Below are 20,617 nucleotides of genomic sequence, written 5' to 3' on the forward strand. Positions count from 1 at the left end.
GTCCTGGTCGGCGACCGCCCGCCGTGGGGGCGGTTTTCGCCTCCGTCATGGTAGCCATCGCCCCTGTCGGACGGGCAGGGACCTTGGCCCGCCCGTACGCGATCGGTACGAACCCGACACGTACGAACGGTCGTCGGGGCCTCGGTAGACTGGTCCGGTACGCCCATCTGCCGCGCAGCGTCGCACAGCAGCGACCCAGGCCGCAGAACGGACGTGACCGCATGAGTTCGGGCTCCCCGGAGGCCGCCCCCTGGTGGGTGCGTGCCGTACGGCCGGCGCGGGTGCCGTTGCCGTGGGCGTTGATGCTCCGGGCGGCTGTGGGCATGGCGGTGCCGTTGGCGGCCGGTCTGGTGGCGCACCGGCTGGACCTGGGGGTGTTCGCCGGGCTCGGGGCGATGCACGCGACGATGAACGACCGGGTCGAGCCTTCGCGGTTGCGGGTGGTCCGGATCGGGGCGGCGGTGTCGGCCTCCGCGCTGGGCATGCTGGTGGGCACGGCCCTTCAGTTCGCCGGGGTCGGCGGGGTCGCCCTCGGGGTGGCGCTGACGTTGACGGCCGTCGTCTCCGGTTCCCTGAGTGCGACGGGGCCTCGCGGGTCGGCGGCCGGGATGTTGTTGTTGGTGTCGGCGGCGCTGGGGAGCGGGATGCCGCTGCCGCACCCGTGGTGGGCGGCGGCACCGATGGTGCTCGCGGGTGCGGCGTTGGTGGTGGTGCTGGGGTTGCCGGCGGGGGTGTCGGGCCGGCCGGGGACCGATCCCCGGGTACGGGCGCTCGCGGCCGCGTACGACGCGCTCGGCCGTACTCTCGCGGACTTGGGCACGTCGCGGGCGGCGGGCTCGCGGCAGGTGCTGACGGCCCGCCTGAACCAGGTCCAGGACCTCCTCCCGGGGAGGGGTCCCGGGGGCCGCACCTCCGACGGCCGGTACGAGGCCGCGCTCGCCGCCACGGAGGCGGCGACGGGCCTGTTGTGGGCGCGCCGTCCCGTCCCGCCGGAGGTCGCCGGGGTGCCGGGCCGTCTTGCGGCGGCGGTTCGTCGGGGCGGCGGCGAGGTCGACGTCCCCGACTGGCGGCCGGACACGCCCGCCCGGCGGGCCCTGGACGTGGCGTTGCGCGCCGCCGCGGACACCGTGGCGGGCCGTGCCACCGGTCTCGACACCGCCCCCGCGCCGACACCCACGCCGGTACCGGGCCCGCTGTCCCGGTCGTCCCTCCGCTACGGCCTGCGCGTCGCGCTGTGCATCGCGGCCGGTTCGGCGGTCACCGTCAACTACCCGCTCGGCAGGAGCTACTGGGTCCCGATGACGATCGCCTTCGTCCTCAAGCCGGACCTCGGTTCGGTGTTCCTGCGCGCGGTGAGCCGTGCGATCGGCACGGTGCTCGGGGTCGCGGTGACGGCGGCGCTGCTCGTGCTGACCACCGACCCGTGGGCGTTGACGGCGGTCGCCGCGCTCTGCGTGGCCCTGCTGCCGTACGTCACGGCGGTGCACTACGGGTTGAACACCGTGGTGATGACGCCGATGGCGCTGGTCCTGCTCCAACTCGGCGGCCAGAGCGGCGCGGCGGAGTTCCGGCCCCGGGTCCTGGACTCCGTGCTGGCGAGCGCGATCGTCCTGGTCTTCGGGTACCTGTTGTGGCCGGAGCGTCCGCGTCACCGGATCGAGCCCCGGCTGGTGGACGCGACGACGGCGCTGCGGGCCTACCTGGACGCGGTGGTCACCGGGAGCGCCGACCGGGCCGAGGTGTGGCTGCGCCGTACGGCGTACCGCTCGCTGGCGGACGCCCGCCAGGAGGTGCGGCAGGGGCTGGCCGAACCGCCGCCGACCGGCCGGCTGGCCGAGCGGTGGCTGCCGGCGACGGCGGCGCTGGAGCGGCTGGGCGGCGCGGTGGCGGCGTTCGCGGCGCAGGTCCGGTACGGCGGCCGGGTGCCGGACCCGGCCGAGGTCGACCGGGTCCGCCGGGCGCTGGACGAACTGACCGCCGCCGCCCGCGCGCACAGGCCGCCGACCACGCCGGCGGACCGTCCGACCGGGCCGCACGACCCGACGCGCAGCGCGCTGGGCCGTGCGGCGGACGAACTCGAAGCGCTCCTCGCGAACGGCTAGCTATAGAACTGCCGGACGGCCGGCCGATCCGGCCTCCCGGGCGCCCAGAACGGCCGGCCCCACCGAAGGGCAGCGCTCAGACCTGCTCGGCCAGCTCCAGCCAGCTCATCTCCAGCTCCTCCTTCTCCTCCCGGACCACGCGCAGCTGCGCGTCCAGTTCGGCGACCTTGGAGAAGTCGGCGGCGTGCTCGGCGAGTTGGGCGTGCAGCTTGGACTCCTTCTCGTCCAGCTTGGCGATCTGCCGCTCCAGCTTCTGCATCTCCTTCTTCGCCGCCCGGAGGTCTCCGCCGGAGAGCCCGGTCGCGGCGGTCTCGGCCGCCGGTGCGGCCGCCGAAGCGGCGACGGCGGCGGCCTCGGCGGCCATCCGGGCCCGCCGCTCCAGGTACTCGTCGACGCCGTTCGGCAGCATCCGCATCTTCCGGTCGCCGAGCAGGGCGTGGACGGTGTCCGTGGTCCGCTCGATGAAGAAGCGGTCGTGGCTGATGACGATCATCGAGCCGGGCCAGCCGTCGAGCAGGTCCTCCAGCTGGTTGAGGGTCTCGATGTCCAGGTCGTTCGTGGGCTCGTCGAGGAACAGGACGTTGGGCTCGTCCATGAGCAGGCGCAGCAGCTGGAGGCGGCGCCGCTCGCCACCGGACAGGTCGCCGACCGGCGTCCACTGCTTGTCCTTGCCGAAGCCGAACTGCTCGCACAGCTGGCCGGCGCTCATCTCCCGGCCCTTGCCGAGGTCGACGCGCGAGCGGACCTGCTCGACGGCCTGCAGCACCCGGGTCGTCGGGTCGAGCTCGGCGACCTCCTGGGACAGGTAGGCCAGCCGCACCGTCTTGCCGACCTTGATGAGGCCGGACGCGGGCTGCACGTCGCCCTCGCTGGCGTAGGCGTCGCGCAGGGCGCGCAGCAGCGAGGTCTTGCCGGCGCCGTTGACGCCGAGCAGGCCGATCCGCTCGCCGGGGCCGAGCTGCCAGGTGAGGTTCTCCAGCAGCAGCTTGGGGCCGGCCTTGACGGTCACGCCCTCCAGGTCGAAGACGGTCCGGCCGAGCCGCGCGTTGGCGAACTTCATCAGCTCGGACTTGTCGCGGGGCTCCGGCACGTCGGCGATCAGGGCGTTGGCGGCCTCGATCCGGTAGCGCGGCTTGGAGGTGCGGGCGGGGGCGCCGCGGCGCAGCCAGGCGAGCTCCTTGCGGGCCAGGTTCTGGCGCTTCTGCTCCTCGACGGCTTCGATCCGGGAGCGCTCGGCGCGGGCGAAGACGTAGTCGGAGTAGCCGCCCTCGTACTCGTGCACCTCGCCGTGCTGGACGTCCCACATCCGGGTGCAGACCTGGTCGAGGAACCAGCGGTCGTGGGTGACGCAGACGAGGGCGGAGCGGCGCTTCTGCAGGTGCTCGGCGAGCCAGTTGATGCCCTCGACGTCGAGGTGGTTGGTGGGCTCGTCCAGGACGATGAGGTCGGGCGAGCCGAGCAGCAGCTTGGCGAGGGCGATCCGGCGGCGCTCGCCACCGGAGAGCGGGCCGATGACGGTGTCGAGGCCGTCGGCGAAGCCGGGCAGGTCGAGGCCGCCGAAGAGGCCTTCGATGATGTCGCGGATGCGGGCGTCGCCGAGCCACTCGTGGTCGGCCCGGTCGGCGATCACCTCGTGCCGGATGGTGGCCTCGGGGTCGAGCGAGTCGTGCTGGGTGAGGACGGCCATCTGCAGTCCGCCGGAGTGGGTGATCCGACCGCTGTCGGGCTCCTCCAGCTTGGCGAGCATCCGGATGAGGGTGGTCTTGCCGTCGCCGTTGCGGCCGACGACGCCGATCCGGTCGCCCTCGCTGACGCCCAGGCTGACCGCGTCCAGCAGGGTGCGGGTGCCGTAGACCTTCGTGACGGACTCGATGGTGGCGAGGTTGACGGCCACGTGTGCTGCGCTCCTGGGTTCGGCGGTCGCGGGGCGGCCCGCCGCCCCTGAATCGGGGACACCCCGATCTCCCCAGCCTAATGGGCCAGCGACGACACCCTCACCGCGCTGCCGCTCCCGCCGGAGCACGGAACTCCAGCAGCACGAACCTCCCCCGCAGCACGGTCCTTCCCCGCAGCACGGACCTCCCGCCGAAGCACGGACCTTCCCCCCGCCGCACGGACCCGCCGCCCCGACGCGGCACCCGGGCGCTACGCCACGACCGCGGCCCCCGCCACCGGCCCGTACGTCGCGTGCGCCGTCCGGCAGGTGCCGGAGGCCCGCAGTGCCTCGGCGACGGCGGCGGCCGCGTCGGCGTCCTTGGCGAGGAAGGCGCAGGTCGGCCCGGAGCCGGAGACCAGTGCCCCGAGCGCGCCCGCCTCGGTGCCGGCCCGCAGGGTGTCGGCGAGCGCGGGGCGCAGCGAGAGCGCGGCGGGCTGGAGGTCGTTGGCGAGCGCCGCGGCCAGGGCGACGGCGTCGCCCTCGGAGAGCGCGGCGAGCAGGGCCGGGTCGGCGTCGGGGGTGGCGATGTCGGTGTCGCTGGAGCCGGTGCCGGCCTCCTCGCGCAGCCGGTCGCACTCGCGGAAGACGGCGGGGGTGGACAGGCCGCCGTCGGCGACCGCGAAGACCCAGTGGTAGGTGCCCTCGACGGCGAGCGGCGCCAGGATCTCGCCCCGGCCGCGGCCGAGCGCGACCCCGCCGATCAGGGCGAACGGCACGTCCGAGCCCAGTTCCGCGGCGAGTTCCAGCAGCGTCTCCCTCGGGGTGTCCAGCTGCCACAGCGCGTCGCAGGCGACCAGCGCGGCCGCTCCGTCGGCGCTGCCGCCGGCCATGCCGCCGGCCACCGGGATGGCCTTGGCGATGTGCAGGTGCACGCCCGGGTCGGCGATGCCGTGGTGGGCGGCGAGCAGCCGGGCGGCGCGGGCGGCGAGGTTGCTGTCGTCGAGCGGGACGACGGCGGCGTCCGGTCCGGAGCAGCTGAGCGTGACGCCCTCGCCCGGGGTGGCCGTGACCTCGTCACCCAGCGCGACCGCGAAGAAGACGTTGGCCAGGTCGTGGAACCCGTCGGCGCGCAGTCCGCCGACCCCGAGCTGGACGTTGACCTTGGCCGGCACCCGTACGGTGATCACTCGCTGTCCTCGTCCTTCGGGGGCTTGTGCTCGGCGATCGCGGCGAACTGCTCGACCGTCAGCATCTCGCCGCGCAGCTTGTGGTCGATCCCGGCGGCGGCGAGCGCCTGCTCGGCCCGGGCGGCGGAGCCGGCCCAGCCGGCCAGGGCGGCCCGCAGGGTCTTGCGCCGCTGGGCGAACGCGGCGTCGACGACGGCGAACACCTCCTCGCGGCCGGCGCTGGTCTTCGGCGGCTCGCGGCGGATCAGCGAGACCAGTCCGGAGTCGACGTTGGGGGCCGGCCAGAAGACGTTGCGTCCGATGGCGCCGGCCCGCTTCACGTCGGCGTACCAGTTGGCCTTGACGGAGGGGACGCCGTACACCTTGTTGCCCGGCTTGGCGGCGAGCCGGTCGGCGACCTCGCTCTGCACCATCACCAGGGTCCGCTCGATGCTGGGGAAGGTCGCCAGCATGTGCAGCAGCACGGGTACGGCCACGTTGTACGGGAGGTTGGCGACCAGCGCGGTGGGCGCCGGCCCGGGGAGCTCGGTGACCTCCATGGCGTCGCTGAACACCAGGTCGAAGGAGTCCGCCTTGCCCGGCATCCGGGCGGCGACGGTGTCCGGCAGGTGCTGGGCCAGCACGGGGTCGATCTCGACGGCCGTCACGTGCCGCGCGACCTCCAGCAGCGCGAGCGTCAGCGAGCCGAGCCCCGGCCCGACCTCCACCACCGCGTCCTGCTCCGTCACCTCGGCGGCCCGGACGATCCGCCGCACGGTGTTGCCGTCGATGACGAAGTTCTGCCCGCGCTGCTTGGTCGGCTTCACGCCGAACGCGGCGGCCAGCTCCCGGATGTCGGCGGCGCCCAGGAGGTGGCTGTCAGGGGTGGGGTCGGTGGTGCTCACGCGCCAAGGATACGGGCGCGGGGGCCGCCGTCCGGCCCCGCCGATCCGCACGGCGGCACCCGGGGGCACCGCCCGGGGCGCTGTCGCCCGGGGACGCCGCCGCCCGGGGCGACCCGTTACCGCCCGGGGCGACCCGTCACCGCGCGGGACGCGACTCGCTGCCGCGCGGTACGAGGCTCAGTACCCGAAGGCCCGCGCCGTGTTCTCGGCGATGGCCGCCGACAGCTCGTCCTCGTGCAGCCCCAGGGTGGCCGCCATCGAGCGCACCGTGACCGGGATCAGGTACGGGGCGTTGGGCCGGCCGCGGTAGGGGTGCGGGGTGAGGAAGGGGGCGTCGGTCTCGACCAGGATCCGGTCGAGCGGGGTGGCCAGCAGGGCGTCCCGCAGCGGCTGGTTGGCCTTGAAGGTGACCGGACCGGCGAAGGACAGGTACCAGCCGTGCTCGGCGCAGGTCTTGGCCATCTCGGCGTCGCCGGAGTAGCAGTGGAAGACCGTCCGCTCCGGGGCGCCCTCCTCCAGCAGGACGGCGATGACGTCCTCGTGGGCGTCCCGGTCGTGGATGACCAGGGCCTTGCCGTGCCGCTTGGCCATCTCGATGTGCCGGCGGAACGACTCCTTCTGGATCTCCACGCCCTCCGGCCCGGTGCGGAAGTAGTCCAGCCCGGTCTCGCCGACCGCCAGCACCTGCGGCAGCGCGGCGAGCCGGTCGATCTCGGCCAGCGCCTCGTCCAGCGCGGCGGCGCCGCCGGCCTCCCGCTGCTGCCCGGACCAGCCGTCCGCGTCGCCGAGGAAGATCCGCGGCGCCTCGTTGGGGTGCAGGGCGACGGCCGCGTGGACCTGCTCGAACTGGGCGGCCAGCTCGGCGGCCCAGCGCGAGCCGGGGATGTCGCAGCCCACCTGGACCACCGTGGTGACCCCGACCGAGGCGGCGCGGGCCAGGCCGTCGGCCGGGGTGCCGGACTGCATGTCGAGGTGGGTGTGCGAGTCGGCCACCGCCACCGCCAGGGGTTCCGGCAGCGGCGGCGGGGTCGACCGGTCGTCGTCCTTGACGGCCACGTCAGGCGGCCGGCTTCTCTTCGAGGCGCGGGAAGAGGATCTCGCCCTTGGTGACGGTGGCACCGGCGGGCAGCCGGCCCCAGTCGGCCGCGGTGGCGACGGTCTGCGCGGACAGCGCGCCCAGGCCGGCGGCCTCGGCGCCCAGCGAGTCCCACAGCTTCTCGGCGGTGGACGGCATCACCGGGTTGAGCAGCACGGCGGTGGCGCGCAGCGACTCGGCGGCGGTGTAGAGGATGGTCGCCAGGCGCGCCCGGCCCTCCGCGGAGCCCTCTGCGGAGCCGCCCTCTCCGAATGCCGTCTTGGCGACCTTCCAGGGCTCCTGCTCGGTGATGTAGCCGTTGACCTGCTTGACGAACTCGAAGATCGCCGCGAGGCCGCCGGCGAAGTCCAGCTCCTCGCCGATCTTCCGGTCGGCCGCCTCGACGGCCTTGGCCAGCCCGTCCGCGACGGCCTGCTCGGCGTCGCCCGGCGCGGCGGGGGCGGGCAGCACCCCGTCGAAGTACTTGCCGACCATCGCGGCGACCCGGGAGGCCAGGTTGCCGAAGTCGTTGGCCAGCTCGGAGGTGTAGCGGGCGGTGAAGTCCTCCCAGGAGAACGAGCCGTCCGTGCCGAACGGGATCGCCCGCAGGAAGTAGTAGCGGTAGGCGTCCACGCCGAAGTGCGAGGTCAGGTCGGTGGGCGCGATGCCGGTCAGGTTGGACTTGGACATCTTCTCGCCGCCGACCATCAGCCAGCCGTTGGCGACGACCCGCTTGGGCAGCGGCAGCCCGGCGGCCATCAGCATGGCGGGCCAGATGACGGCGTGGAACCGCAGGATGTCCTTGCCGACCAGGTGCACGGAGGCGGGCCACAGCTCGGCGAAGCGCTCCGGGTCGCTGCCGTAGCCGGCGGCGGTGATGTAGTTCTGCAGCGCGTCCACCCACACGTAGAGGACGTGCTTCTCGTCCCAGGGCAGCGGCACGCCCCAGTTGAAGGTGGAGCGGGAGATGGAGAGGTCCTGCAGGCCCTGCTCGACGAAGCGCAGCACCTCGTTGCGGGCGGTCTCCGGGGCGATGAAGCCGGGGTTCTCGGCGTAGAACTCCAGCAGCTTCTCGGTGTAGGCGGACAGCCGGAAGAAGTAGTTCTCCTCCTCCAGCCACTCCACCGGCTTCTTGTGGATCGGGCAGAGCTTCTCGTCCTCGGTCGCGCCGTCGAGCAGCTCGTTGGGGAGCTTGTACTCCTCGCAGCCGACGCAGTACGGGCCGGAGTAGCCGCCCTTGTAGATCTCGCCCTTGTCGTACAGGTCCTGGACGAACTCCTGCACGCGGTCGGTGTGCCGCTGCTGGGTGGTCCGGATGAAGTCGTCGTTGGCGATCTCCAGGTGCTCCCAGAGCGGCTTCCAGGCCTCCTCGACCAGCTTGTCGCACCACTCCTGCGGGCTGACGCCGTTCGCCTCGGCGGTCCGCATGATCTTCTGGCCGTGCTCGTCGGTGCCGGTCAGGTACCACACCTTCTCGCCGCGCTGGCGGTGCCAGCGGGTGAGGACGTCGCCCGCCACGGTGGTGTACGCGTGGCCCAGGTGCGGGCGATCGTTGACGTAGTAGATCGGGGTGGAAACGTAGTACGCCGGGGCGCTCGCCCCGGTGGTGCTGTGGTCTGCAGTGGCCGCCATGGTCGGCAAGCTTAGTCGGGCACGCGCACCGCCCTCGACCGAGTTGCGTCCCGGCCGGGGGCGGTGCTCCCGCGTCCTCGGGGGTCAGCCCAGCAGCCGCGACCAGAACCGGGCCCAGCGTCCGCGCGGCTTGGCGGGCTCGGCCGCCGGGGGCGGCCCGGCCGGCTCGGCGTGCGCCGGGTAGCCGGGGGCGTGCTGCCAGGGCTGGTCGGCGGAGGCCACCCGGCCCTCGCGCATGATCCGGACGGTGTGGCCACCGCACCCGGGGCAGGTCGGCTTGAGCAGCGGGGACGGCACCCGGACACCGTTGGCGTGGTACTCGAACACGACGTGCCCGTCCTTGGCCACGTGGTGCTCGATGTCGTACGACTGCTCCCAGCCGTACCCGCATCGCAGGCACGCGAAGGAGTAGGCCTCCCGCACGGTCTCGACGGGAGTGTGCGCCCGCCCGGCCAGGCCGGCCGTGCTCAGCGCGTTGCCACCGCGGGGGTTACCGACAATGTCACTCATAGCCGTCTCCCAGCGCCCGCCGGGCGCTCGCCCGGCTGGGTCTTTCCATTCCAGGAAATGCCCGGACCGCCCCGGCCGACGCCCCACTTGTGAAGACTTGGATGCGGGTTGGGGAGCCCTATACGAAGGGCCTCCCAGGGGCCGAAAACCGCGACCGAAACTTCAGCTCAGCGGGTGTTTACCGGGGCCTTCCCTCCAAGGTACGACGCCCCGTGCGCAACGCAACCCCCGGAATTCACCCCTTTTTCAGGCCCCCTTCCAGACCCTCCTTCTTGGCCGCCACGACCGCGTCGAAGACCTCCCGCTTGGGCAGCGAGAGCTCGGCGGCGACGGCCGCGATGGCCTCCTTGCGCCGCTCCCCCGCCTCCTCGCGCACGGCCACCAGCCGGGCCAGCTCGGCCGGGGTCAGCTCCTGCGGCGCGGCCGGCGGGGCGCCCGCGACCACCACGGTGATCTCGCCCTTGACGCCGTCCGCCGCCCAGGCGGCCAGTTCGCCGATCGGCCCGCGCTTGACCTCCTCGTAGGTCTTGGTGAGCTCGCGGCAGACGGCGGCCGGGCGCTCCGGCCCGAACGCCTCGGCCATCGCGGCCAGCGCCTCGGCGATCCGGTGCGGCGCCTCGAAGAAGACCATGGTGCGCGGCTCGGCGGCGATCGAGGCGAGCTGCCGGGCCCGGTCGCCGGTCTTGCGGGGCAGGAAGCCCTCGAAGGTGAAGCGGTCGACCGGCAGGCCGGACAGGGCGAGCGCGGTGAGCACCGCGGACGGCCCGGGCACCGCGGTGACCTTGACCTCCGCGGCGACGGCCGCGGCGACCAGCCGGTAGCCGGGGTCGGAGACCGAGGGCATGCCGGCGTCGGTCACCAGCAGCACCCGGGCGCCGCCCAGCAGCGCGTCGACCAGTTCGGGGGTGCGGCCGACCTCGTTGCCCTCGAAGTAGGAGACCACCCGGCCCGCCGGGGTCACCCCGAGCGCCTGGGTGAGCCGGCGCAGCCGCCGGGTGTCCTCGGCCGCGATGACGTCCGCCGTGGCCAGTTCGTGGACGAGTCGGGGCGGGGCGTCCGAGACGTCGCCGATGGGGGTGCCTGCGAGAACGAGTACTCCTGTCACGGGCCCCATCCTTGCAGCTGCCACCGCGCGGGGCTTTTGGTGACGATTCGGGCAGCTTCCGAGGGAGCGGACGCGCGTACGAAGAGCGCCCCTACGATGTGGCGGATGAACGGCGACACGGCGGCCCAGACGCCCACCGGTACGGACCACTCCGGGTGGGGCGGCCTCGGCCTGCCGTCCCCCCGCCCGGCGGAGCCCGCCGTGCACGCCGCCCCCGCGGCCCCGACCTGGCGCGAGCGCCTGGCCCGCCACGGGTACGTCGCCCGCCCGACGGCGCCGCTGGCCGAGCGCCTGGTCCCGCCGATGCCGGACGGTCCGCGGGTGACCCCGCGCGACGTGCCGCAGTCCCCGCTGCTGCTGGGCATGGGCCTCTCGCTGCCGCAGGGCCTGTGGTTCTTCCTGTGCCGCTGGGCCGGCTGGCTGGGCCCGGTGGCGGTGGCGGTGTTCGCCGGGATCCTGCGGTTCACCAACCTCGGCCAGCCGCACGCGATCATCTTCGACGAGACGTACTACGCCAAGGACGCCTACGCGCTCTGGCACGGCGGCTACGAGATCAGCTGGCCGGAGGACGCCAACACCACGATCATGACGCCCGGTGCGGCCGTCCCGTACCGCTCGACGGCCTCGTACGTGGTCCATCCGCCGGTGGGCAAGTGGATCATCGGCTTCGGCGAGCAGCTGTTCGGCATGAACCCCTTCGGCTGGCGGTTCTCGGTGGCGCTGCTCGGCACCCTGTCGGTGCTGCTGCTGGCCCGGATCGCCCGCCGGATGTTCCGCTCGACCCTGCTGGGCTGCGTGGCCGGCCTGCTGCTCTCGGTGGACGGCCTGCACCTGGTGCTCAGCCGGGCGGCCCTGCTGGACCTCGTGGTGATGTTCTGGATCGTCGCCGCCTTCGGCTTCCTGCTGCTGGACCGCGACCGCACCCGGGCCCTGTTGGCCGAGCGGCTCGGCGGGGTGGAGAACGCGGAGCTCGCCCAGCGGGTGAACCTGGGCTGGCGCCCGTACCGGATCGCGGCCGGCGTCTGCATCGGCCTGACCTGCGCCACCAAGTGGAGCGGTCTGTACGTGATGGCGGCGTTCGGCCTGATGAGCGTGCTCTGGGACGTCGGCGCCCGCCGCCTGGCCGGCGCGCCCCACCCGCTCCGGGCGGTGCTCGCCCGGGACGTGCTTCCGGCCTTCCTCTCCGTCGTCGTGGTCTCGATGACGGTCTACGTCGCGTCCTGGTGGGGCTGGTTCGCCAGCAGCAACGCCCCGGGCAGGGGCGGCTGGGGCCGGGACTGGGCGGTCGGCCGCTCCACCGACTACCCGTGGATACCCGAGGGCCTGCGGGCCCTGTGGCACTACCACTCGACGGTCTACGAGTTCCACACCCACCTGAGCGACCCGCACACCTACCAGTCCAACCCGTGGTCCTGGCTGGTGCTGGGCCGACCGGTCTCCTTCTACTACGAGTCCCCCAAGCTGGGCCAGGCCGGCTGCACCGCCGCCGACTGCGCCCGCGAGGTGCTGGGCATCGGCACCCCGCTGCTGTGGTGGACGGCCGTCGTGGCGCTGGTCTACTGCCTGTGGCGCTGGGCGCTGCGTCGGGACTGGCGGGCCGGCGCCCTGCTGTGCGGCCTGGCCGCCGGCTACCTGCCGTGGTTCGCCTACCAGCAGCGGACGATCTTCCTCTTCTACGCGGTGGTCTTCGTCCCGTTCCTGGTGCTCGCGGTGACGATGCTGGTCGGCGCCCTGATCGGCCCGCCCGGCGCCTCCCGGGACCGCCGGATCATCGGCTCCGCGACGGCCGGCCTGCTGGTGCTGCTGATCGTCTGGAACTTCCTGTTCTTCTTCCCGCTGTTCACCGGCCAGACCATCCCGCTGGAGGACTGGCGCCGCCGGATGTGGTTCAACAGCTGGATCTGACGGCCGGCCCCGAGCCGGCCGTCAGACCCGGGCCGCCCGCGCTCCCGCCCCCGACGCGCACCGCGTCCCCCCGAATCGTCCGTACGCGGTGCACGACACGTACCAGATCCGTCACAAGTGGCGGGCGTTTCGCGGGCGTACCGATTCCGCCTGCCTAGGGTGGGGGCGTACCGCGTTTCCGGCCCCGGCCGGTTGCGCCCGGCCGCGAGACCCCTGGGGGACCTGCACCATGCGCAGTGGCGCGAAGATCGGCATCATCACCGGCGTGTCCATCGCCGTCCTCGCGGGCGGCGGCTACGGCGCGTACAGCCTGATGGCCTCGGACGGCTCGGGGTCCGACAAGAAGCCCCGCACGGTGGTCGCCGAGCCGCCGTCGGCCGACCAGGCCGCGGCCGGCGCGAAGGACTTCCTGGCGGCCTGGGCGGCCGGGGACATCGCCAAGGCGGCCTCGCTGACCGACGACCCGGCCGCGGCCACCACCGCGCTGACGGCGTTCCGGGACCAGGTGAAGCCGAGCGCGCTGACCCTCACCCCGACCGGTCCGACCACCCAGCAGGTCTTCGCCGCCGCCACCGGTACCCCCAGCCCCGCCAAGCCGAGCGCCGGGGCCTCCGCGACGCCCTCGGCGGGCACCCCGGGCGCCACCGACTCGCCGTCCGCCTCCGCCACCCCCGGGCCCACCGGCACGCTGATGAGCTTCAAGGCGCGCGCCGAGTTCGAGGGCACCAACCGGGCCTGGGACTACCAGGGCTTCCTCGGCGTCGTGAAGATGAGCGACAACACCCCGGCCGTGCACTGGGCGCCGTCGGTGATCCACCCGCACCTGTCCGGCAACGAGACCATCGCCGCCCAGCAGGTCTTCGCCCCGCCGTCCACCGTGGTGGACCGCAACGGCAAGCCGCTGCAGGGCGCCTCGCTCACCCCGGCGCTGATGAACACCCTGCAGGACAACGCCCAGAAGCTGCTCCCGCCGGACCCGGCCAAGGACCAGGACTCGGGCAAGGCCGTGGTGATCAGCGACCCGGCCGGCAAGGGCGCCCCGGACAAGCTGTTCACCATCGTCGAGCCGAAGCCCGGCAAGCCGTTCAAGGTGACCATCGACAACACCGTCCAGGCCGCCGCCGAGAAGGCGATGACCGACCTGGGCGGCAAGCCCGGCTCCATCGTGGCGATCGAGCCCAGCACCGGCCAGGTGCTGGCCTTCGCCAACTCGCCCGCCAACGGTCAGAACCGGGCCTTCGCCGGACTGCTCGCGCCGGGCTCGACGATGAAGATCGTCACCTCGGCGGCGCTGCTGGAGGCCGGGATCAACCCGGACACCGTGGTGGCCTGTCCGGAGAAGAGCAGCAACTCGGTCCCGATCCCCAACGACTTCCCGGGCGCGTTCCCGAACAACACGCTCCAGCAGGACTTCATGGTGTCCTGCAACACCGCCTTCATCAACCAGGGCCTGACCAGCCTCAAGCCGGAGACGCTGTCCGCCACGGCCAAGGACGTGTTCGGCATCGGCCTGGAGTGGAAGACCGGTCTGCCGAACGCCGACGGCAAGGTGCCGGCGACGCCGGGCAGCAAGGACGAGCAGGCCATGAACTACATCGGCCAGGGCAAGGTCCAGATGAACCCGCTGGCGATCGCCTCGATCACCGCCACCGTCCAGAGCGGGGCGTTCAAGCAGCCGATCCTGGTCGCCGGCCTGCCGCAGCAGGCGGCCGCCCGCCAGATCTCGCCGGACGTCGCCGGCAAGCTGCGCGCGATGATGAACGCCACCGCGGTCGGCGGCACGGCCAGCCAGGTGATGGCCGGGATCACCGACAACGCGGGCGCCAAGACCGGTTCCGCCGAGGTCCAGGGCGCGTCCACCACCAACAGCTGGTTCACCGCTTACCGCGGCAACATCGCGGTGGCCGCCGAGGTCCAGGGCGGCGGCCACGGCGTCGACGCGGCCGGCCCCGCGGTGGCCTCCCTCCTGAAGGCCGCCGCCGGCCGCTGACGGCCGTCAGTACGCCACGGAGCCCGCCCCTGCTTCTCCGCAGGGGCGGGCTCCGGTGTTTGCGGCCGGAAACCCTCCGGCTCAGCTCCGCGGCAGGGCGGGCTCCGCCGGCTCGGGCACCCGGCCCGGCGGGGCCGGGCGCCGGCTGGTCCAGCGCCGGGCCGCCAGCCTGGGCCAGATCATCAGCACCACCGGCAGCGCCAGGTACCCGAACCGCCCGGCCGGGGCGAGCATGAAGGCGATCGCGAGCCCGGCGGCCAGCAGGTCGGCCGCGGCGATCGCGGAGACCGGCGGCCTGGCCAGCAGCCAGATCGCGACCCCGATCAGCGCCACCGTCATCAGCGCCATCGAGATGGCGTGCCCGGTCGGCCCGAAGCCGGCCAGCACCTTGCCCGGCAGCGGACTGCCCGCCGGGGTGCGGATCGCGGTCATCCCGAGCGGGAAGCGCACCACCTGCTCCGCCAGCGCGTCCGCCTGGGTCAGGACGGAGGGCAGGATCACCGCCACGCTCACCCCGGTCCCGATCAGCGCGGTCCGGGCGGCGGGCCGACGGCCGTACAGCCGCCAGAGCAGCAGGACGGCGACCGGCAGCGCGGGCCAGGCCGTCCACTTCAGGGTGCAGGCGAGGGCGAGCACCAGCCCGGCGCCGACGGTGCGGTCCCGCTCGGCGAGGGCCATGGCGAGGCAGCAGACGCCGATCAGCGGCAGGTCCACGCCGCCGACGACCAGCGCGAGCGCTATCAGCGGCGAGGCGGTGAGGACGGCCAGCGGCAGCAGTGGCGCGCGCGGGTCGACGCCGTCGGGGCGGGAGGGCCGCAGCAGTCGCCAGGCGGCCAGCAGGCAGGCGAAGAAGGTCAGTGCGAACCAGATCCGCGCGTCCCCGGCGACCCGGGCGAAGGCGGTGGAGTCGCCGAGCAGCTGGCGCGGGAGCCCGAACAGGGCCATCGCCGGCAGGTACGGGTTGTAGTCGGTCACCACCACCGGGTGCGGCAGGTAGGCGTCGCCGGTGGTGAGCAGCAGGTGGGCCGAGCGTTCGACCACCATGACCTCGGACTGGTGGCGGCCGTGCAGGGCGAGCAGTCCGAGCGGTACGAGGACGGCGCCCACGAGGGCGACCGCGGCGGCCGTCCGGGCCGCGAAGCGGCGCGGGAGGGTCAGGCAGAGCAGCCCGGCGAGGGCGTAGGCGGGGGCCGCGATCAGGCCCCACTGGCGCTGGTTGGGCAGGTCGGAGACGAGCGGGAAGGCGGCGGCCCAGCCGGCCGCGATCAGGCAGCCGAGCAGTTGCACGGTCCGCATCGAGGCGAGCGCGGCGAGCTTGGCGGGATTCAGCCGATCGGGCGTGGGCGGAAAGGTGCTCTCGCCACGCTGTCGGGGGAACGGGCGGACCGAGAAGCCCCTCGGGGGTCGGCCGGGTCTGGACGACGCCTCGGTCACGAAGGTCTGCGCCGGCGTTCTGCGGCGGCCGGTGAAGCGGCCGCGCGGGCGGAGGTAGCCGGGCGTGCGGGTGCTCACCATGGTGGAAGGTTAGGGGTGCGGGCCCGGCCCTGTCGCCATGGCGTGGGGCACTGGGCGGATGACGGTACGAAAAGGGCCGCCGAGTGTCCTGTCGGTCGGCGGCCCTTCACGTCTGGTTCGCCTGCGGGTCAGTCGGCGGTGCGGTCGGCCGGGACGGCCTCCGGCTCAGCCTGCTCCAGGCGCGAGTGCTTGATGCTGTAGCCGAAGTACACGACCACGGCGACGGCGAGGGCGATCGCGCCGGCCCGGAAGGTGTCGGCGTGCAGGCCGGTGATCAGGTAGATGCAGAAGCCGACGCTGATCAGCGGGACGACCGGGTAGCCGGGCACCTTGAAGCCGCGCGGCAGGTCGGGCTGGGTGCGGCGCAGGATGATCACGCCGATCGAGACGACCGAGAAGGCGATGAGCGTCCCGAGGCTGGTGATGTCGGCCAGCACGTTCAGCGGGATGAAGGCGGCCAGGGCGCCCACGCCGAGGCCGACCACGATGGTGTTCCAGATCGGGGTGCCGGTCCGCGGGGAGAGCTCGGCGAAGCGCTTGGGCAGCATGCCGTCGCGACCCATCGAGTACAGGATGCGGGTCTGGCCGTAGATCACCACGAGGGTGATGCTGAAGATCGAGATGATCGCGCCGATCGCGAAGACCATCGCGGGCCAGCTCTGGCCGGTGATGTCCTGGAGGATCTGGGCGAGGCCGGCCTCCTGGCCGTCGAACTTCTCCCAGGGCTGGGCGCCGATGCCGGCCAGGGCGACCAGGATGTAGAGCAGGGTCACCACGACCAGCGAGATGATGATCGCCATCGGCAGGGTGCGGCGCGGGTTCTTGACCTCCTCGCCGGCGGTGGAGACGGCGTCCAGGCCGATGAAGGAGAAGAAGATGCTGGACGCGGCGACCTGCACGCCGCCGATGCCGAGCGGCATGAACGGGGTCAGGTTCCCGGAGTGGAAGCCGGTCAGCGCGACGCCGATGAACAGGATCAGGATCAGGATCTTGATCCCGACCATCGCCGCGTTGACCTTCACCGACTCGCTCACGCCGCGGATCAGCAGGAAGCAGACCATCGCGACCAGCAGCAGCGCCGGCAGGTTGAACCAGTGGGTGCTGTCCGGCGCGCCGGACAGCTGCTCGGGGATCTTCACCCCGAAGGCCAGGTCGAGGAACTTGTTCAGGTACTCGGCCCAGCTGACCGCGATCGCGGAGGCGGAGACGCCGTACTCCATCAGCAGGCAGATGCCCACGCCGAAGGCCACGCCCTCGCCGAGGGTGGCGTAGGCGTAGGAGTAGGACGAGCCGGAGACCGGGATCGCGGAGGCCATCTCGGCGTAGCAGAGCGCGGTGAGTCCGGCGGTGACCGCGGCGATCACGAAGGACAGGATGACGGCCGGGCCGGCCGAGGGCACCGCGGTGCTCAGCACGAAGAAGATGCCGGTGCCGATGGTGGCGCCGATGCCGATCGAGGAGAGCTGCCAGAGGCCGATCGAGCGGCGCAGGTGGATGCCGGAACGCCCGCCCTCCTCGGGTGCGCCCGCCGGAAGGGCGTCGTGCCCCTCGCTCTCCGCGATCAGGGTCGAGACGGGCTTGCGTCGCAGTAGACGCGCACCGAGGGTGTTGCTGGCCAAAACTGCGGTCCTTCTAGGCGGGGGAGGGTGTCCTAGCGGCCGGTCACCCGAGACGCCAGGAGGTGTCATGGAAGACCAACCGAACAAAGATGGGACAGTACCTGGCGAAAGCACCAGTGTCGCAAACGAACAGTCCGGATACACGCATTGTCCGAAACGGCGTATATCGCTGCACAAACCGGACACTTCGCAAACGGCGCATCTGCCATCGAGCAGCTAAAGCAGCAGCTCAGAGCCCGTGTGGTGGTTCATCCGCCGAGGACCGCCCGCATCACCGAGCGGGCGATCGGAGCGGCCAGGGCGCCACCCGTGACGTCCGTGGCGTCACTGTCGGCGACCACCACGGCCACCGCCACCGGCGGCACCGCGTCCGAGCCCGCCGGCCCGGCCCACGCGATGAACCAGGCGTACGGCGTCCCGCTGTCGTCCACCCCGTGCTGGGCCGTCCCGGTCTTGCCGCCGACCACGGCCCCGCCGATCCGGGCGTTGCCCCCGGTCCCGTTCTCCACCACGCCGGTCATCAGCGTGCGCACCTGCGCTGCCACCGCCGGGGTCATCGCCCGGCGGTACGTCTCCGGCTTCATCAGCTGCACCGTGGTGCCGTCGCTCCTCGTCAGCTTGTCCACAAGCTGTGGACGCATCACCGTCCCGTCGTTCGCCACCCCGGCCGCGACCATCGCCATCACCAGCGGGGTGGCCGCGGTGTCGAACTGCCCGATCGAGGAGAGCGCCAGCTGCGACTCGTCCATCCGGGTGTCGAAGTTCGACCGGGCCGCGCGCACCGGGCTGTCCAGCTTCGCGTCGTTGAAGCCGAAGCCCTCCGCCATCGCCACCATCCGGTCCAGCCCGGTCCGCACCCCGAGGTGGCCGAGCACGCTGTTGCAGCTGGCGGTCATCGCGGCGTCCAGCGACAGCCCGGGCCGGTCGCAGACCGGGCTGTCGTCGACCAGCGGCGTGGTCGTCCCGGGCAGCACGTACGGGAAGGGCGCCCCGGTCGGCGCGTCGAGGTCGGTGACCACCCCGTTCGCGAGCGCGGCCGCCGCGGTGACCACCTTGAAGGTCGAGCCCGGCGGGTAGGTCTGGCGCAGCGCCCGGTTGAGCATCGGCTGGTCGGGGTCGGCCTGCAGCCGGTTCCAGGCCTCCTGGTCGGCGGCGGCGTAGCCGGCGAAGCCGCCCGGGTCGTACGAGGGCGTGCTGGCCAGCGCCAGGATCCGTCCGGTGGCCGGCTCGATCGCGGCCACCGCGCCCTGCCGGCGGCCGAGCCCGCGCACCGCGGCCTCCTGGGCGGCGCGGTGCAGCGTGGTGTGCACATCCCCGCCGGGGTTCTGCCGGCGGGCCACGGCGTCCCACAGCGCCCAGCCGGCCAGCCGCCCGTCGGTGCCGGTCAGCAGGTCGTCCTCGATGCCCTCCAGCTGGGTGTTGCCGTACGCCTGGGAGGCGAAGCCGGTGACGGCCGCGTAGGTCGGACCGTCGGTGTAGCTGCGCTTGTACGCGTACCGGCCGCCGGTGGGCTCCGATCCGGTGACCGGCTCGGAGCCCACCAGGATGTCGCCGCGCGGCCGGGCGTACCGCTCGATGGTGAGCCGCTGGTTGGCGCTGTTGTGGTCGAGGTCCTTCGCCTGGAAGACCTGCACCCGGGTGGCCTGGACGCACAGCGCCGCGACCAGCAGCAGGCAGAAGGTCCCCGCGCGCCGCCCGGTGACGGAGATCCCGGGCAGCCCCTGCGGACCGTTCCCCCGCGGCGGTCGGCGCGCCATCAGACCTCCTCGTGGGGGACGGGCTGACGCGCGACACCGCTCATCCGCACCAGCAGCGCCACGATGATCCAGTTGGTCACCACCGAGGAGCCGCCCTGGGCGATGAACGGCATGGTCATCCCGGTGAGCGGGATCAGCGCCAGCACCCCGCCCGCGACCACGAACACCTGCAGCCCGACGATCGCGGCCAGCCCGATCGCCAGCAGCCGCCCGAACGGGTCGCGCAGCGCGATACCGGTCCGGAAGCCCCGGGAGATCAGCACCGCGTACAGCAGGAACACGGCGATCAGCCCGGTCAGGCCGAGCTCCTCCCCGATGGTGGCGAGGATGAAGTCCGACTTGGCGGCGAAGCCGATCAGCGCCGAGTGCCCGTTGCCGAGACCGGTGCCCAGTTCGCCGCCCCAGGCGAAGGCGAACAGCGACTGGGCGATCTGGTTGGCGCCCCGGCCCGCCGCGATCGAGCCCAGCGGGTCCAGCCAGTCCGCGACCCGGCTGTGCACGTGCGGCGAGAGCCGGCCCACCGTCACCGCCCCGACGGCCGCCAGGACGAGCCCGATCGCGATCCAGCCGGTGCGCGCGGTGGCCACGTAGAGCATCACCACGAACAGGCCGAAGAAGAGCAGCGAGGTGCCGAGGTCGGTCTCCAGCACCAGGACGCCGACGAAGGCCAGCCAGATCAGCAGGACCGGCCCGAGCACCCGCCCGCGCGGCAGCTGCCACCGCCACACCCGACGGCCGGTGAGCGCCAGCGCGTCCCGGTGCACCGCCAGGTAGGCGGCGAAGAAGACCGCCAGCAGGACCTTGGCGAACTCCCCCGGCTGGAAGGAGAGCGGCCCGAGCACGATCCAGATCCGCGAGCCGTACACCGGCGGGAAGAAGATCGGCAGCACCAGCAGGACCAGCGCGGCCAGGGCCCCGAGGTAGGCGTAGCGCCGCAGCCGCCGGTGGTCGCGCACCAGCAGGACGACCGCGATGAACAGCGCCACCCCCAGGGCCGACCAGAGCAGCTGGGTGGGGGCGGCGACGCGGCCGGAGGTGGCCCGGTCCAGCCGGTAGATCACCACCAGGCCGATCCCGTTCAGCAGCACCGCGATCGGCAGCAGCAGCGGGTCCGCGAACCGGGCCCGCCACCGGACGGAGGCGTGCGCCGCCAGGGCGAGCACGCCGAGCGCCGCGCCGTACTCGGCCGCGTCGGCCGGTGCCGCGCCGTCCAGGTCGACGCCGACCTCGACGTAGCCGAACACGGCGGTCAGGACGGCGGCCAGCACCAGGACGAGTTCGGTGGTGCGCCCGGCGCGTACCGGCCGGCCCGGCCGGGCGGCGGATCTCGTCACGGCGGAGGGTGTCGCCACGGACCGTCCTGGGGATCGCGGGGTGCCCGGTGCCGCCGTCCGGGGGATGCCGGTCGGGGCGGACCGGGAGCCGGTCCGCCCCGACACGTGAGCGGCTGTCAGGCCGGG

Annotated in this window: 14 protein-coding genes; 3 read left to right on the forward strand and 11 right to left on the reverse strand. The window is 73.3% G+C overall.

Annotated features, from left to right (window positions below; translation table 11 throughout):
* Positions 1-221: 221 nt before the first annotated feature.
* Positions 222-2,102 (forward strand): FUSC family protein, encoded by a 1,881-nt coding sequence (locus ACIRD3_RS29490; RefSeq protein ID WP_402222707.1) that lies wholly within the window; start codon positions 222-224, stop codon positions 2,100-2,102.
* A gap of 76 nt (positions 2,103-2,178) precedes the next feature.
* On the opposite strand, the gene ACIRD3_RS29495 is transcribed toward ACIRD3_RS29490, so the two are convergent.
* The 7 genes from ACIRD3_RS29495 to rsmI form a co-directional block, all read right to left on the reverse strand.
* Positions 2,179-3,996: an ABC-F family ATP-binding cassette domain-containing protein gene (locus tag ACIRD3_RS29495; RefSeq protein WP_402222709.1), complete on the reverse strand. Its 1,818-nt coding sequence runs from the start codon at positions 3,994-3,996 to the stop codon at positions 2,179-2,181.
* A gap of 251 nt (positions 3,997-4,247) precedes the next feature.
* A complete protein-coding gene (locus ACIRD3_RS29500; RefSeq protein ID WP_402222711.1) occupies positions 4,248-5,165 on the reverse strand; it encodes a 4-(cytidine 5'-diphospho)-2-C-methyl-D-erythritol kinase in 918 nt (305 codons plus the stop codon).
* A complete protein-coding gene (gene rsmA / locus ACIRD3_RS29505) occupies positions 5,162-6,049 on the reverse strand; it encodes a 16S rRNA (adenine(1518)-N(6)/adenine(1519)-N(6))-dimethyltransferase RsmA (protein ID WP_402222712.1) in 888 nt (295 codons plus the stop codon). The genes ACIRD3_RS29500 and rsmA overlap by 4 nt, the downstream gene beginning before the upstream one ends.
* A gap of 177 nt (positions 6,050-6,226) precedes the next feature.
* Positions 6,227-7,105 carry a TatD family hydrolase gene (locus ACIRD3_RS29510; RefSeq protein ID WP_402222714.1) on the reverse strand — a complete coding sequence of 293 codons (879 nt, stop codon included), beginning with the start codon at positions 7,103-7,105 and terminating at the stop codon, positions 6,227-6,229.
* A 1-nt stretch (position 7,106) separates the two neighbouring features.
* Entirely contained in the window at positions 7,107-8,756 is a 1,650-nt protein-coding gene (gene metG, locus ACIRD3_RS29515) for a methionine--tRNA ligase (protein ID WP_402222716.1), read from the reverse strand.
* An 84-nt stretch (positions 8,757-8,840) separates the two neighbouring features.
* The gene (locus tag ACIRD3_RS29520; protein WP_402222718.1) at positions 8,841-9,266 is read right to left on the reverse strand and encodes a hypothetical protein; all 426 of its coding nucleotides are present in this window, start codon (positions 9,264-9,266) and stop codon (positions 8,841-8,843) included.
* 235 nt (positions 9,267-9,501) lie between these two features.
* Positions 9,502-10,371: a 16S rRNA (cytidine(1402)-2'-O)-methyltransferase gene (gene rsmI / locus ACIRD3_RS29525; protein ID WP_402222720.1), complete on the reverse strand. Its 870-nt coding sequence runs from the start codon at positions 10,369-10,371 to the stop codon at positions 9,502-9,504.
* A gap of 105 nt (positions 10,372-10,476) precedes the next feature.
* Between rsmI and ACIRD3_RS29530 the strand changes: the two genes are divergently transcribed.
* Complete coding sequence (locus ACIRD3_RS29530) at positions 10,477-12,276, forward strand: dolichyl-phosphate-mannose--protein mannosyltransferase (protein ID WP_402222722.1); 1,800 nt, start codon at positions 10,477-10,479, stop codon at positions 12,274-12,276.
* Positions 12,277-12,505: 229 nt separating this feature from the next.
* Positions 12,506-14,266: a penicillin-binding transpeptidase domain-containing protein gene (locus ACIRD3_RS29535; RefSeq protein ID WP_402222724.1), complete on the forward strand. Its 1,761-nt coding sequence runs from the start codon at positions 12,506-12,508 to the stop codon at positions 14,264-14,266.
* 81 nt (positions 14,267-14,347) lie between these two features.
* Here ACIRD3_RS29535 and ACIRD3_RS29540 read toward each other — a convergent pair whose 3' ends face one another.
* The 4 genes from ACIRD3_RS29540 to ACIRD3_RS29555 form a co-directional block, all read right to left on the reverse strand.
* A complete protein-coding gene (locus ACIRD3_RS29540) occupies positions 14,348-15,781 on the reverse strand; it encodes a glycosyltransferase 87 family protein (protein ID WP_402222726.1) in 1,434 nt (477 codons plus the stop codon).
* A 128-nt stretch (positions 15,782-15,909) separates the two neighbouring features.
* On the reverse strand, positions 15,910-17,469 hold the full coding sequence (locus ACIRD3_RS29545; RefSeq protein WP_402222728.1) for an amino acid permease: 1,560 nt from the start codon (positions 17,467-17,469) through the stop codon (positions 15,910-15,912).
* 179 nt (positions 17,470-17,648) lie between these two features.
* Entirely contained in the window at positions 17,649-19,157 is a 1,509-nt protein-coding gene (locus ACIRD3_RS29550; protein ID WP_402222730.1) for a penicillin-binding transpeptidase domain-containing protein, read from the reverse strand.
* The gene (locus ACIRD3_RS29555; protein ID WP_402222732.1) at positions 19,157-20,491 is read right to left on the reverse strand and encodes an FtsW/RodA/SpoVE family cell cycle protein; all 1,335 of its coding nucleotides are present in this window, start codon (positions 20,489-20,491) and stop codon (positions 19,157-19,159) included. The genes ACIRD3_RS29550 and ACIRD3_RS29555 overlap by 1 nt, the downstream gene beginning before the upstream one ends.
* Between the last annotated feature and the right edge of the window lie 126 nt (positions 20,492-20,617).

It is taken from the genome of Kitasatospora sp. NPDC093550, from assembly GCF_044764985.1.
GTDB lineage: Bacteria > Actinomycetota > Actinomycetes > Streptomycetales > Streptomycetaceae > Kitasatospora.

Bases quoted from the DNA above. Each gene is read 5' to 3' on its own strand.
- ACIRD3_RS29490 (WP_402222707.1), top strand. From the start codon at position 222: ATGAGTTCGGGCTCCCCGGAGGCCGCCCCCTGGTGGGTGCGTGCCGTA.
- metG (WP_402222716.1), bottom strand. From the start codon at position 8,756: ATGGCGGCCACTGCAGACCACAGCACCACCGGGGCGAGCGCCCCGGCG.
- ACIRD3_RS29520 (WP_402222718.1), bottom strand. From the start codon at position 9,266: ATGAGTGACATTGTCGGTAACCCCCGCGGTGGCAACGCGCTGAGCACG.
- ACIRD3_RS29530 (WP_402222722.1), top strand. From the start codon at position 10,477: ATGAACGGCGACACGGCGGCCCAGACGCCCACCGGTACGGACCACTCC.
- ACIRD3_RS29535 (WP_402222724.1), top strand. From the start codon at position 12,506: ATGCGCAGTGGCGCGAAGATCGGCATCATCACCGGCGTGTCCATCGCC.
- ACIRD3_RS29540 (WP_402222726.1), bottom strand. From the start codon at position 15,781: ATGGTGAGCACCCGCACGCCCGGCTACCTCCGCCCGCGCGGCCGCTTC.
- ACIRD3_RS29545 (WP_402222728.1), bottom strand. From the start codon at position 17,469: ATGACACCTCCTGGCGTCTCGGGTGACCGGCCGCTAGGACACCCTCCC.
- ACIRD3_RS29550 (WP_402222730.1), bottom strand. From the start codon at position 19,157: ATGGCGCGCCGACCGCCGCGGGGGAACGGTCCGCAGGGGCTGCCCGGG.